At 70.4% G+C, this 13,156-nt stretch carries 15 protein-coding genes; 10 read left to right on the forward strand and 5 right to left on the reverse strand.

Annotated features, from left to right (window positions below):
• Positions 1-166 precede the first annotated feature (166 nt).
• The gene (locus tag Q8Q85_08845) at positions 167-1,117 is read left to right on the forward strand and encodes an NmrA/HSCARG family protein (GenBank protein MDP3774360.1); all 951 of its coding nucleotides are present in this window, start codon (positions 167-169) and stop codon (positions 1,115-1,117) included.
• A gap of 5 nt (positions 1,118-1,122) precedes the next feature.
• Positions 1,123-1,527, forward strand: coding sequence for a thioesterase family protein (locus Q8Q85_08850; protein ID MDP3774361.1), 405 nt, complete (start codon positions 1,123-1,125; stop codon positions 1,525-1,527).
• 169 nt (positions 1,528-1,696) lie between these two features.
• On the opposite strand, the gene Q8Q85_08855 is transcribed toward Q8Q85_08850, so the two are convergent.
• Positions 1,697-1,912, reverse strand: a complete 216-nt coding sequence (locus Q8Q85_08855; protein MDP3774362.1) for a cold-shock protein — start codon at positions 1,910-1,912, stop codon at positions 1,697-1,699.
• Between the two features lie 175 nt (positions 1,913-2,087).
• On the opposite strand from Q8Q85_08855, the gene Q8Q85_08860 reads away from it, so the two are divergent.
• The 5 genes from Q8Q85_08860 (at position 2,088) to Q8Q85_08880 (ending at position 7,609) form a co-directional block, all read left to right on the forward strand.
• A complete protein-coding gene (locus Q8Q85_08860) occupies positions 2,088-2,693 on the forward strand; it encodes a DUF2238 domain-containing protein (protein MDP3774363.1) in 606 nt (201 codons plus the stop codon).
• Between the two features lie 97 nt (positions 2,694-2,790).
• Positions 2,791-3,717 (forward strand): universal stress protein, encoded by a 927-nt coding sequence (locus Q8Q85_08865; protein MDP3774364.1) that lies wholly within the window; start codon positions 2,791-2,793, stop codon positions 3,715-3,717.
• A 152-nt stretch (positions 3,718-3,869) separates the two neighbouring features.
• On the forward strand, positions 3,870-5,060 hold the full coding sequence (locus Q8Q85_08870) for a GAF domain-containing sensor histidine kinase (protein MDP3774365.1): 1,191 nt from the start codon (positions 3,870-3,872) through the stop codon (positions 5,058-5,060).
• Positions 5,061-5,117: 57 nt separating this feature from the next.
• A complete protein-coding gene (locus tag Q8Q85_08875) occupies positions 5,118-5,804 on the forward strand; it encodes a response regulator transcription factor (protein MDP3774366.1) in 687 nt (228 codons plus the stop codon).
• On the forward strand, positions 5,801-7,609 hold the full coding sequence (locus tag Q8Q85_08880) for a heavy metal translocating P-type ATPase (protein ID MDP3774367.1): 1,809 nt from the start codon (positions 5,801-5,803) through the stop codon (positions 7,607-7,609). The genes Q8Q85_08875 and Q8Q85_08880 overlap by 4 nt, the downstream gene beginning before the upstream one ends.
• Before the next feature lie 24 nt (positions 7,610-7,633).
• Here Q8Q85_08880 and Q8Q85_08885 read toward each other — a convergent pair whose 3' ends face one another.
• The 4 genes from Q8Q85_08885 to Q8Q85_08900 are packed head-to-tail and all read right to left on the reverse strand — an operon-like array spanning position 7,634 to position 10,314.
• Positions 7,634-8,065, reverse strand: a complete 432-nt coding sequence (locus Q8Q85_08885; protein MDP3774368.1) for a hypothetical protein — start codon at positions 8,063-8,065, stop codon at positions 7,634-7,636.
• Between the two features lies 1 nt (position 8,066).
• Positions 8,067-8,483, reverse strand: a complete 417-nt coding sequence (locus tag Q8Q85_08890) for a hypothetical protein (protein MDP3774369.1) — start codon at positions 8,481-8,483, stop codon at positions 8,067-8,069.
• Positions 8,484-8,538: 55 nt separating this feature from the next.
• Complete coding sequence (locus Q8Q85_08895) at positions 8,539-9,648, reverse strand: J domain-containing protein (GenBank protein MDP3774370.1); 1,110 nt, start codon at positions 9,646-9,648, stop codon at positions 8,539-8,541.
• 3 nt (positions 9,649-9,651) lie between these two features.
• The gene (locus tag Q8Q85_08900) at positions 9,652-10,314 is read right to left on the reverse strand and encodes a nucleotide exchange factor GrpE (GenBank protein ID MDP3774371.1); all 663 of its coding nucleotides are present in this window, start codon (positions 10,312-10,314) and stop codon (positions 9,652-9,654) included.
• A 241-nt stretch (positions 10,315-10,555) separates the two neighbouring features.
• On the opposite strand from Q8Q85_08900, the gene Q8Q85_08905 reads away from it, so the two are divergent.
• The 3 genes from Q8Q85_08905 to Q8Q85_08915 are packed head-to-tail and all read left to right on the forward strand — an operon-like array spanning position 10,556 to position 13,096.
• Entirely contained in the window at positions 10,556-11,101 is a 546-nt protein-coding gene (locus Q8Q85_08905) for an RNA polymerase sigma factor (protein MDP3774372.1), read from the forward strand.
• Positions 11,094-11,657 carry a hypothetical protein gene (locus Q8Q85_08910; GenBank protein ID MDP3774373.1) on the forward strand — a complete coding sequence of 188 codons (564 nt, stop codon included), beginning with the start codon at positions 11,094-11,096 and terminating at the stop codon, positions 11,655-11,657. The genes Q8Q85_08905 and Q8Q85_08910 overlap by 8 nt, the downstream gene beginning before the upstream one ends.
• Before the next feature lie 2 nt (positions 11,658-11,659).
• Positions 11,660-13,096 (forward strand): PDZ domain-containing protein, encoded by a 1,437-nt coding sequence (locus Q8Q85_08915; GenBank protein MDP3774374.1) that lies wholly within the window; start codon positions 11,660-11,662, stop codon positions 13,094-13,096.
• Positions 13,097-13,156: the final 60 nt, after the last annotated feature.

Genomic DNA, 13,156 nt, shown 5'->3' on the forward strand with positions numbered 1-13,156 from the left:
ATTCCTGGCGCAGCGGCTCGAACGGGAGCGCGGCCGGCGGGTACGGGCTTGATGCCTTAAGCTTGCATTACCGAAAAGCCCGCGAAGTGATATCCTCCGGTGTGGAAGCCACGTCGGAACGGAGACGTGCGGCACCCTTTACCGGCACTCATGAGGAGGAATCCACGTGGCCGACAAGAAGATCATCGCGGTGATGGGCGCGACCGGCGCCCAGGGCGGCGGACTGGTCCGCGCCATCCTGAACGACCAGGGCAGTTCCTTCATGGCGCGCGCGCTGACCCGCGACGTCAACTCCGACAAGGCACGGACCCTGGCGGCGCAAGGCGCCGAGGTGGTAGCCGCCGACCTCGACGACCTCGAGAGCCTCAAGCGGGCGTTCGCGGGCGTGCACGGCGTCTACTGCGTAACCTTCTTCTGGGCGCACTTCTCGCCCGAGAAGGAAATCGCGGGTGCCCGCGCCATGGCCCAGGCCGCGAAGCACGCGGGCGTCAAGCACGCCATTTGGTCCACCTTCGAGGACACCCGCAAATGGGTGCCGCTGGGCGACAACCGCATGCCCACGCTGATGGGCAAGTACAAGGTCCCGCACTTCGACTCCAAGGGCGAGGCCAACGCCTCGTTCACCGAGTTGGGGGTGCCGACCACGTTCCTCCTGACGTCGTGGTACTGGGAGAACCTCATCTACTTCGGCATGGGCCCCAAGAAAGGCCCCGACGGCAAACTGGCGTTCACCCTGCCGATGGGCGACAAGAAGATGCCGAGTATGACCGCCGAGGACATCGGCAAGTGCGCCTTCGGCATCTTCCAGCGGGGCGGCGAGTTCATGGGCAAGACGGTCGGCGTGGCCGGCGAGCACCTGACTGGTACGCAGATGGCCGCCTCGCTGACCAAGGCGCTGGGCCAGGACGTCCGCTACAACGCGGTGACTCCCGACGTTTACCGCAGCTTCGGTTTCCCGGGCGCCGAGGACCTCGGCAACATGTTCCAGTTCAAGCGCGACTTCGAGAAGGACTACTGCGGCGCCCGCAACCTGGACGTCGCCCGCGCCCTCAACCCGGCGCTCCAGACCTTCGACCAGTGGCTGGCGCAGAACAAGAGCCGCATCCCGCTCGAGTAGCGGAGTTGCCCACCGCAAAGTTTGAACTCGCCATCGAGGTCCGGGAAGCGGACATAGATGAGCTGGGTCACGTGAACAACGTCGTGTACCTGCGCTGGGTCCAGGAGGTCGCGATCGCGCACTGGTTTGCGCTCACTACACCGGCCCAGCAGGCCGGCGTGGTCTGGGTGGTCGTCCGGCACGAGATAGACTACCAGCACGCGGCGCTCCTGGGCGAGGGGATCGTCGCCCGGACCTGGGTGGGCCCGGCATCGAAGAATACCTTCGAACGCCACACCGAGATCCTGCGGGCTCAAGACCGGCGGCTCCTCGCGCGGGCGCGCACCGTGTGGTTCCCGATAGACCCCCACTCCGGCCGACCGATGCGGGTCGCGGACGACGTGAGGGCCCTGGTCTCGGTGCCGGAATAGGATCGTGCCGGCCCGAATCGTCGCCCGCTGAGAGGCTCGGAAGTCGGGTCACGGGATGATCTCTCGCTGGCCGAAGCGCGCCGCACGTGGCCTGCCGTCCGGCGGTCCCACAAAAGATGAGGCCGGCTCACCTTGCGGCAAGCCGGCCTGCATCATCTGGTGCGCGGCCTTACGCGGCGCCGAGCTTGACCACGTTCTCGGCCGCCGGGCCCTTCTGGCCCTGGACGACGTCGAACTCAACGCGCTCACCTTCGGCGAGGCTCTTGAAGCCATCGGCCTTGATCGCGGAGTGATGGACGAAACAGTCCTTCTCGCCATTCTCCGGGGTGATGAAACCGAAACCCTTCGCGTCGTTGAACCACTTCACTTTGCCGGTGGTACGCATACTGACCTGCTCCTCTTTGGATGTGTAATCGGAGTCCGGTCAGTGCCGTGCCGCCGACTACGTTGGTGTTCGTGATCAAAGCCCTCACGATAGGCCGCGCAGATAGCGCGCAATAATCCTAACCCGGTTGCCCCCAAACCACAATGCACTGCATTTTGGGGCCCAAGGGAGGCCCATGTCACGCCATCCAGAGCCCATCGTACTGCTCCTTGCCGGCGCCGCCCTGCTGGCCGTGTCGGCCGTTCATCCGTACGACTGGACGACCTGGGTCCTCGAGGTCGCGCCGCTGCTCATCGGGGTGCCGGTGCTGGTGGTCACAGCCGGCCGGTTCCCCCTCACGCCCCTGCTCTACCGGCTCATCTTCATCCACGCCCTCATCCTCCTGGTCGGCGGGCACTACACGTATGCCCGGGTGCCACTGGGCTTCTGGGTCCAGGAGCTTTTCGGCCTGGCGCGCAACCACTACGACCGGCTGGGCCACTTCGCTCAGGGGTTCGTGCCGGCGCTGATCGCCCGCGAGCTCCTCCTCCGGCGCTCGCCACTCAAACCCGGCAAGTGGCTGTTCGGCATCGTGGCGAGCATCGCCCTCGCGATCAGCGCGTGCTACGAGTTCGTCGAGTGGTGGAGCGCCGTCCTGGGCGGCGAGGCCGCGACGGACTTCCTGGGCACTCAGGGCGACGTCTGGGACACCCAGTGGGACATGTTCCTCGCGCTGATCGGCGCCGTCGCGGCGCAGGTGCTCCTCTCCCGGCGCCACGACCGGCAGCTCGACCTGATGTGAAGAGGTCTTCATCTCCCGTTGGGCGGGAGTTCACCTGATCGGCAGTATCGTGAAGCAGAAGGGTGGGAGAAAGGGACGCGAGCCCGGAGTTGTGGGTATGGACTGGAAGCCGATCGTCGTGGGAGTGGACGGCTCGCCGGAATCGGTGCGCGCGGCCGTCACAGGATACGTGATAGCGCAGGCTTCCGGCGCCGGATGCACGCTGGTGTACGCGGCGCCGGACTACGGCAACGCGACGAGCGTGCCGGAGCTGTGGACCGACGATGAGGGTCTGAGACAGGCGACGATCGAGCACTCGCGAACGCTCATCACCGGCGCGCTCGAGGGCAACGTCCCGCAAACTCTTCTCGCCGGTCTCGTGGTCCGGATCGGAAAGGCGCCGCTGGTGCTGGCGGAAGTGGCCGCGGAGCTGGGCGCCGGGCTGATCCTGCTGGGCGGCAAGCACCATCGGGGCGTGGCGCGGCTCTTCAGCGGCACGATCCCGCACCTCGTGCGGACCTGCGACGTGCCGCTGATGGCGACCGACGGCTCGTCGGGCGGCTTCCAGCGCGTGCTGGTGGCGGTGGACCTCTCCTACGCCGCGAAGCCGACGATCGAGGCCGGCGAGCGGTTCGCCAAACTCTTCGGCGCCCAGCTGCGGGTGATGCACGTCGTGGAACCGATCCCCGTGATCCCCGGGTTCCCGGTCGACGTTCCGGACGACGACTGCTACCGCGGCGCGGAGCAGTACGTCGAGTCCAGGGTCTGGCCGCTGGTCACGCTCGCGGGGGTGGAGACCGTGATGCGGCGCGGCCGCTCGGCCGCCGTGATCGTGAACGAGGTCGAGCAGTGGCGCGCGGACCTCGTGGTCGTGGGCTCGCACGGGAAGGGGTGGGTGGACCGGCTGCTGATCGGAAGCACCTCGGAGCGGTTGCTGCACCTCTTGCCGACGCTCACCCTGGTGGTCCCGGTGCACCGGCCCAGTAACGCGGAACGCCGCCGGTTGGCCATGGATGAAATGCCCTGGGAGGCCGGCGCACGGTGACGGCCCGGCGCCGCCGCGCTCTCGCCGAATCGGCGCGGGAGGCATAGGTTACCGCCACACCCACGCGGCCCGCGGCCGCCCGCGCCGAGGCTTCCCTGCCCGCTGAACGCCCCGACCCATCCAACCACGACCTCGAGGCCGAGGTCACCCGCGTGCGGTCGCGCTTCGAGAGGCTGCTCGCCGCCGGCGTCGCCATCTCCTCGGAGCATGCGCTCGACGACCTCTTGCAGCAGGTCGTGGACTCGGCGCGGGACGTGGTGGGGGCTCGGTACGCCGCGCTCGGGGTGCTGGGCGAGGACGGCAGGTCGCTGGTCCAGTTCGTGACGTCGGGGCTCTCACAGGCGGAGCGCGACCGCATCGGGGCGGTGCCGCAGGGCCGCGGGCTGCTCGGCCTGGTGATACGCGAGGCCAGGCCGATTCGCATCCGCTCCATCGCCGGGCATCCCTCCTCGTACGGCTACCCGCCCCATCATCCCCACATGAACGCGTTTCTCGGCGTGCCCATCATCGCGCGAAGCAGGGTGTTCGGGAACCTCTACCTGACGGAGAAGATCGGGGCCGAGGAGTTCAGCCCCGAAGACGAGTCCATCGCGGTGATGCTGGCCGCGCAGGCGGCGGTGGCCGTGGAGAGCGCCCAGCTCCTGGACCGCGTCCAGACGATGCAGCGCCAGCGCGACCAGTTCTTCGCGATGATCAATCACGAGCTGCGCAACGCGCTCACCGGCGTCTACGGGTGGGCCGAACAGCTGGTGCGAACCAAGGCCTCCGGCGCCATCTCGCGAGCCGCGAAGGAGGTATACGAGGCGGCGGAACGAACCGTCACGCTGATGAACAACCTGCTCGACCTCTCCCGCCTAGACGCCGACAAGGTGCAGGCCGTCTGGCGCGACGCGAGGATCCCCGCCGTGGTGACGCGGGCGCGGGTGTTCGTGCAACCGGTCGCGGACTCGAAAGGCGTCACCATCCGCGAGGAATACGGGAAGCCCGAGCCCGCGTGCCGCACCGACCCGTTGCGCCTGGAGCAGATCATCGTCAACCTGCTGAGCAACGCGGTCCGCCACAGCCCCGCCGGCGAGACGATCGTGGTGCGGGCCGAGACCACGGCGGACGAGATCCTCATCCACGTGATCGACCGCGGCAAGGGGATCCCCAGCGAGGAGCAGGACCGCATCTTCGAGCCCTACATCCGGGTGGACCCCGAGTCCGGACTCGGCTCGGGCCTCGGCCTGCCGGTGTCGCGACGGCTCGCCGAGCTGCTGGGCGGACGGCTCAGCGTGTCATCAGCGTTAGGCAAGGGGGCGACGTTCACGGTCGCGATCCCCGCCGTCCCGCCGCAGGGATGATGCACGCCCCGCGGCGGCATCGGAAGCCATCCAACCTCGGCGAGGCAGGCTGAGCCAATGAAGATCCTGGTGATCGAGGACGACCGGAAGGTCGCCGGCTTCATCGAGCAGGGGCTCCGTGAAGAGGGGTACGCGGTGGACGTCGCGCAGGACGGCGACGAGGGGACGATGCTGGCCCACGTCTACGACTACGACGTCATCCTGCTCGACGTGATGATGCCGAAGAAGAGCGGCCTCCAGGTGGCCGCCGAGCTGCGGCGCGAAGGGCGGGGCACCCCGATCCTCATGCTGACCGCCCGTGACGCCACCGAGGACGTGGTGCGCGGGCTCAACGCCGGCGCCGACGACTACCTCACCAAGCCGTTCAAGTTCGACGAGCTGCTCGCCCGGGTGCGCGCACTGATGCGGCGCGGCGGCGCCGGCCGCACCGAGGTCCTGGCCTACGGGCCGGTGGAGATGGACCGGCTCAAGCACAAGGTGCGCGTGAAGGGGAAGGCGCTGGAGCTGTCGCCCAAGGAGTTCCACCTCCTGGAGCACTTCCTGCTCAGGCCGGAGGAGGTGGTGAGGCGCACCGAGCTGCTGGAGAAGGTGTGGGACATGCACTTCGATCCGGAGAGCAACGTGGTGGACGTCCACGTGGGCAATCTCCGCCGGAAGCTCAAGCGCGCCGCCGAGGCGGACCTCATCCACACGGTGCGCGGCGTCGGGTTCAAGCTCCAGGTCCCGGAAGCGGACGGGTCGTGATCCCGGCGCTGCGCCGGTATCCGGTCGCGGCAGGCGCCGCGCTGGGTATCGCCGCGGCGCTCCTCGCGCAGTTCCTCCTCGACGCACCCGCGGTCGCACGCGGCCTGTTCGCCGCGGTGCTCGTCCTGGGCGGGACACCGCTCGTCGTGACGACGGTCGCGGGCATGCTGCGCGGCCGGTTCGCAGCCGACATCGTCGCCGCGCTCGCTATCGTCACCGCCATCCTGTTGGGCCAGCACTTCGCCGGCGCCGTCATCGTCCTCATGCAGTCGGGGGGCGAGGCGCTCGAGCGGTTCGCGATGCACCGCGCCTCGGCGTCGCTCGAGGCGCTGCTCGCCCGCGCGCCCAAGATCGCCCACCGCGTGACGGACGCCCAGATCACGGACGTTCCCGTGGACGACGTCCGGACCGGCGACGTGCTGGTGCTGCGACCAGGCGACCTGGTCCCGGTGGACGGCGACGTCGTCGAAGGCACGTCATCGGTGGATCAGTCGGCGCTCACCGGCGAGCCGCTGCCGGCCCGGGCCGTACCCGGGACGGCGCTGATGAGCGGCAGCGTCAACCTCGAGGGCGCGCTGCGCCTCAGGGCCACCCGCCCGGCGGCACAGAGCCAGTACCAGCAGATCGTGCGGCTGGTGGAGCGTGCGCGCAGGGAGCGACCGCCCATCCAGCGGCTGGCGGACCGCTACGCCGTCTGGTTCACGCCGCTCACGCTCGTCATGTGCGCCGTGGCCTGGGGGATCACCGGGCACGTAGCGGACGTCCTGGCCGTCCTGGTAGTCGCGACGCCCTGCCCGCTCATCCTCGCGACGCCCGTCGCCGTGATCGCGGGCATCGGCCGCGCCGCGCGGGCAGGCATCATCGTGAAGCACGGCGCGGCGATCGAGGAGACCGGCCGGGTCGCCGCCGTGGTCTTCGACAAGACGGGGACCCTCACCCTGGGCAAGCCCAGGGTGGAGCGCGTCACTTCCGCCGACGGTTTTCCGCCGGACGACGTGCTCCGCCTGGCCGCCGCGGTCGAGCAGCTCTCCTCCCACCACCTCGGCCAGGCGATCGCGCGGGCGGGGCGCGACCGGCTCGGCCCCCTGCCCCAGCCTTCCGACTTCCTGGAGTCCCCCGGCCTGGGCGTCTCGGGCCTCGTGGACGGGCGCCGGGTCGAGGTCGGATCGGCCGCCTACTTCCGGGGCCGCGGCATCGCCACGGCGCCGGTCCGCGACACGGAGACGTCGGCCCAGGTGTGCGTGGACGGCCGCCTCGCCGGCGAGGTCTTCTTCGCGGACCAGCTGCGGCCCGAAGTGCCGTCGCTCATGCGCCGGCTCGCCGCGCTCGGCATCAAGCACACGGTGATGCTGACCGGCGACCGGCGGCCCGCCGCCATGGCGATGGCGGAGCACGCCGGCATCGGCGCGGTGCGGGCCGACCTCCTCCCGGCCGACAAGGTCGAAGCCATCGGCACCCTGCGGCGGCAGCACGGCTCGGTGCTGATGGTCGGGGACGGGATCAACGACGCGCCCGCGCTCGCGGCGGCCACCGTCGGGGTGGCCATGGGCGCCCACGGACCCGCGGCCGCCGCCGAAGCCGCCGACATCGTGCTGCTGGTGGACGACGTCTCGCGCGTGGCCGACGCGATCGAGATCAGCCGCCGCACGCGGCGGGTGGCGCTGCAAAGCATCGGCGTGGGGCTGGGCATGAGCTTCGCGCTGATGGTGGTGGCGAGCTTCGGCCTGCTGACGCCGGCGCTGGGCGCGGTGATGCAGGAAGCCCTGGATGCGGCGGTGATCCTGAACGCGCTGAGGGCGAGGTAGGAGCCGGAAGGCGAACCCGCCGGCTTACGCGCCGGCCGCCCGGGCCCGGCCCGCGCCGTAGGGGCGGACCCGCGGCCAGGCGTGCGTCGCGAAGGCAGCGGCCGCCGCGAGCTCGGCCACCCGTCCCGCAAGCGCCACCGAGGACAGCGCACCCAGCAGCGGAGCGACCCCCACCGCGACCACTCCGCCGTTCACCAGGACGTAGGCCAGCCAGATCGCGCCGTCGCCCGGGCCGGTGCGCTCGTCCGCGCGCCGGGGAAGGATCCAGTAGGCCACGCCAAGCACGAACTGGATGACCCAGCCCACCAGCACGCACTCGACGTGCAGCGGGAGCAGTGACGGGGCGAACGCGGGAACGCCGAACCCCTTCCACGCGAGGTACAGCGCTCCCAGCGCCGCGCCGATGACCAGCTGGACCAGGGCGGTGCGCACCAGCCAGACGCTGAGCCTCGGCACCTCAGCGTTCCTTCACGCGCGGCCAGAGACCAACGGCGACGACCGCGACCGCGGCGAGCTGGAGCACCGCGGAAACGGCGAGCAGCGCACCCATGACCGGAACGTGGGGCCCGGCGACCACGGGCTCGGCCACCGCCCGAAGCACCAGGCCGGCGTTCAAGGCCCCGAACGCCAGCCACCCCGGCCACTCCGGGCCCACCAGCGCCGGCGTCTTCCGCCGCGGGAACATCCAGTAGGCGACGCCGAAGATCATCTGGGTCACCCAGCCCACCATCAGCAGATGGAAGTAGACCGGTGTCAACGCCGCGATGGCGGGGGACGCTCTCGAAGCGGGCAGCGCCAGGACCACACCCGTGATGAGCGCGGCCACGAGATACAGGAGCGCGGCTTTCAGGAACCAGCGGGTGAGCACAGGCATCGGACAATGCTAGCGAGCGTATGGCCGGACGGACAGCATGAACGGGCGCCGGCCGTCAGTACCTCAGGCCGGCCGCGTCGGCGAATTCCTTCAGTTTGGCTTCCTGTTCCGGCGAGAGCTTCGTCGGAACGTCCAGGCTGATCTCGACCAGCTGGTCGCCTCGCGCGCCGTTCTTCTCGATCCCCTGCCCCTTGATGCGGAACTTGCGTCCCGGCTGAGTGCCGGGCGGGATCCGGAGCACCACGTGCTTCCCGTCGAGCGTGCGCACCTTGAGCCTGGTGCCGAGCACAGCCTGGGCGAGGTTGATGGGGATCGAGCACTCGACGTCGAGACCATCGCGGCGGAAGAACCGGTCGGGCTCGACCTGGAAGGCGATGAGGAGATCGCCGGCCGCGCCGGCTTTCGCCTGCGCGCCCCGGCCTTTGAGCCGCATCCTGGTGCCGTCGTCCGTGCCCGGCGGGACCTCGATCATCAGGCGCTTCTCAGTGCGTACGTCGCCCAGGCCCTGACAGGTGCCGCACCGCTGCGAGGGGATCTTGCCCCTGCCGCGGCACGCCGGGCACGGCCGCTTGACCGCGAAGCCGCCGTAGCCGAAGGAGACCTGCCCCGTTCCCTTGCACTCCTGGCAAACGGCGAGCGTGGCGCCCGGAGGGGCGCCGGAACCGCCGCAGGTGGGACAGGCCTCGGTCACGGGCACTACGACCGGCACCTTTCCTCCGAGCGCCGCCACCCGGAACGGGATAGTGACGACGGTCTCGACGGTTTCCGCGCGGCCCTGACCCGCGCGCTTCTCCTCTCCGCCGAAGATCGACGAGAAGATGTCCCCGATCCCGCCGAACCCGCCGAAGTCCTTGAGGTCAAGGTCCTCGTACCGGACTCCGCCGGAGGTCGGACCCGGCCGGGCGCCGCCGCCCGACCCGCGAGTCCCCACGCCGGCGAAGCCGCCGTACTTCCGGAGGCGGTCGTACTGCTTCCGCTTCTCGGCGTCGGAGAGCACCGAGTACGCCTCGGAGATCTCCTTGAACTTCTCGCCCGCCTTCTTGTCGTTGGGATGCGCGTCGGGATGGTGCAGCTTGGCCAGCTTGCGGTAGGCGCGCTTGATCTGGTCGTGCGTCGCCGATTCGGCGACACCAAGGATCTGGTAATAGTCCTTCTGCTGCGACATCGCCTAGCTCGCCGCCTCCTCGGCGGGTGGTTCGGCCGCTGGTGCATCCCCGGCGGGCCCGGTCCACTGCAGCACTGCCACGCGCGCCGGCCTGAGCAGCGCACCGCGGAAGCGATAGCCGGCCTGGAAGACAGCGCCCACCGTGTGATCCGCCTCGGCGGACGCCGCCGGCATCGTGGTCACCGCTTCGTGACTGTGTGGATCGAACGGTTGTCCGGCGGGATCCACGCGCTCCAGGCCCACGCCCTCGAGCACCTTGAGGAACTTGCGCTCGACGAGGCCCATACCCTCGTGCAGTGCCCCGGCCGTGGTCTGGGCAGGGTCCAGGTGCGCCACGCGGGCCAGGTCGTCCACGACCTCGAGGATGCCGCCGATCACCTCCACCTGGCCACGGTTCCACATCTCGTCGCGCTCGCGGGCCGCGCGCTTGCGGAAGTTCTCGAATTCGGCGGCGGCGCGAAGCGCCCGGTCCTTCCAGTCGGCCAGTTCCCGCTCCAGACGGACCACCGCCTGTTCGACCGGCTCGAGCACCGCCGCTCCGGATGCCGTGGCAGCCCGGGCCGCGTCCTCAGCCTCGATGTTATCGAGCCCCTCTGCCCCCGGCGCAACATCCTCGACGGCCGGCTCCGGCTTCGGCTTCTTGCCCATGACACTCCCGCGTCGCATGCTTCGTAGATCAGCGCCGAACAATAACATACGCGGCAAGTGAGGGGCCAGATTCGGGTGCCGGAAAGGCGGGGAGCGGGGAGCGGTACCTTGGTGTGTCGTTCCCGAGCAGCTTCGCCGCGTCGGGCACCATTGGTCCCGCTCCCCGCTCCCCGCTCCCCATCGGCCAACCAACCAGCCGCGCCGGGCAACTAAGGACCAGACACATGGCTCGCCGTCCAGCCCGAGTGCCGAAGGCCGCGTGGCCGAGTTAGACCGCGCTCTCGCCGACCAGGTATTGGCGGGCGACGAGCTGGCGTTCCGGGAGCTCTATCGCCGGCATTCGCCCCGGCTTTTCCAGCTGGTGCTCCGGTTCGTGGGAGGCGTGGAGGCCGACGCGGAGGACATCGTGCAGGATACGTGGCTGAAGGCCACCGAGCGGCTCGGCGGGTTCCGGTGGGAGGCCTCGTTCGGGAGCTGGCTGTCGGCCATCGGGCTCAACGTGGCCCGCGAGACCCTGCGCAAGCGCGGCCGGCGCCGCGAAGTCGAGTGGCCCGAGGAGAACGAGCCGCCGGCGGCGGCCCCGCCACTGGAGCGTCTCGAGCCGATGGACCTGGAGCGGGCCATCGCCACGCTCCCCGACGGCTATCGAACGGTACTGGTGCTCCACGATGTGGAGGGGTACAAGCACGACGAGATCGCCCAGCACCTGGGAGTCTCGGTCGGCACCTCCAAGTCGCAGCTGTTTCACGCCCGGCGCGCGATCCGCGCCACGCTGGGCGCCAGAAAGGAACGAGCCCATGCATGACGTCGATCCCCCCGACACGCTTAGTCCCGCCGAGCAGCAGGCGTTCGACGCTCTGCCTCGCGAGCAGATGCCCCCGCGCTCCTTAGAGGACCGGACGGTGGCGCTGCTGCGTGCTCACGGCCATCTGCCGACACCGATCACCGCGGCCCGTCGCCCTCGGTGGAGTGGGCCGTGGCTGGTGGGCGCCGTGGCGGCGAGCCTCGCCCTCTTCGCCAGCGGAATGGCGCTCGGCCAGTACCTCGGCACCCGAAACGCCGTGCTGCTCGTAAGCGCGGGCCAGAACGTCTCCGCGGCCGCTCTTGCCGGGCATGTCGAGCGCGCCGGCTCCAACTATGTCAACGCGTTGACACTGCTCGCCCAGCTCCGCGACACCTCCGACGTGGCATCACGCGCCAAGGCGCGAGAGGCGGCGCTCCAGATCCTGGGCGCCGCGGCCGAGGAGATCGTGCATCTCGCGCCGGACGACCCGCTCGCGGGAGCGGTCCTGCGTGGCCTTGACCAGCGTTCGCAACTGCAGCGACCGGCACCGCCGTCCCGGTCCGTGGTGTGGTTCTGACGATGAAAGGACGGATGGCGATGGGACGGACGATCCTCGTGATGGCGCTGGCGCTGTGGGCGATGCCGCTCGCGGGCCAGAGCGTGCAAGGCAGCCGCGTCCGCGGGACCGGGGTGGGTAGCGGCGTAGGAGAGGGCGTCGGCGAAGGCGTGCAGGAGGGCCAGGAGGGCTGGCTCGGCATCGGGCTCTCGTGCGACAACTGCACGCTGCGTAGGTCGCTGAGCGAGCCTGGCCGGTGGTGGTTCAGCGCTCCGCCGACCGTGTACGGGGTCGATCCGGAAAGCCCGGCCCATCGCGCGGGCCTCCGCAACGGCGACACCCTCATCGCCATTGACGGCCAGCGCCTCACGTCCGACGAAGGCGGCCGTGCGTTCGCGCGGGTGGCACCGGGGCAGCGCATCCGGCTCACGTATCGTCGGGACGGACGCGAGCGCGAGGCGCGCATGACCGCTACCGAGCGGCCCGAGAGCGCGGCGATGGCCGCCACGGCCGAGCGCCTGCGGCTGCTCCAGGACTCGCGGGCCGAGCGCATGCGCCTGCTCCAGGATTCGCAGCTGCATCGGCTCGACCAGTCGCGCCAGGAGATGGCGCGTGCCGCGCAGGAGATCTCGCGCCTGCAACGCGAGATGAGCCGCCGCGATTTCGAGATGACGGAGGTGGTACGGAGTCGCATGGCCACCGCCGAGAGCACGATGCGGGCCGCGCTCAGGCGGTCCGGCCGCGCCTTGAGCGACTGGCCGTCGACACCACGCCCGAGCGGAAAGGTTTTCACAGGGCTCATGCCTCCGACGCCACCAACGCCGCCGGTGGCACCAACAGCCCCAACGGCGCCGACGCCTCCGACGCCGCCAACGCCGCCCTACACGCTCTTCCGTGGGTCCGGCGGGTTGCGCTACAGCGGCCGGCTCGGCGACGCGATCGTCGAGGCGCGCGCCCGCGGGCCCGTCAACACGGATGTGATCGGCGACAGCGAAGTGGTCGTAAGCGCCGGGGACCTCTCCGTGCGGGTCGCGCTGCGGCCGCGCGGTCGCGCGCCCGGCTACTCGTACGCATACCCGTCCGGGGCGCCCATCACCGCCGGCAGCGCGTTCACCCGCGAAGGGGACTTCGTGTACGGTGTGACTGCGTATCCGATCAACGCCGGGCTCGGCCGCACCTTCGGGGCGACGTCGGGCCTGCTGGTGCTCGATGTCGTGCCGCGCTCGCACGCCGACTCGCTCGGCATCGAGGCGGGCGACGTCCTGCTGGAGGCGAACGGCCACTCCCTCGGTCAGAGCGTCGCGGGCCTCACGGCCGCGTCCCGCCGAGGCACGCCTCGCGCCAGCCCACCCGGCGCGCTGAGCGTCACCGTGATGCGCGCGGGTGAACGGCGCACGCTTCGCGTCCAGACGCCGCCAAGCGCTCCCGCGCCCTCGACCCCGAGGCCGCGCCGGCCGTAGCACCGCACCGACGCCCGCGCACTTGACCCGGCCGGGACGGCGCGGCAGCTTGCGCCGACC

The organism is Gemmatimonadales bacterium, from assembly GCA_030697825.1.
Lineage (GTDB): Bacteria > Gemmatimonadota > Gemmatimonadetes > Gemmatimonadales > JACORV01 > JACORV01.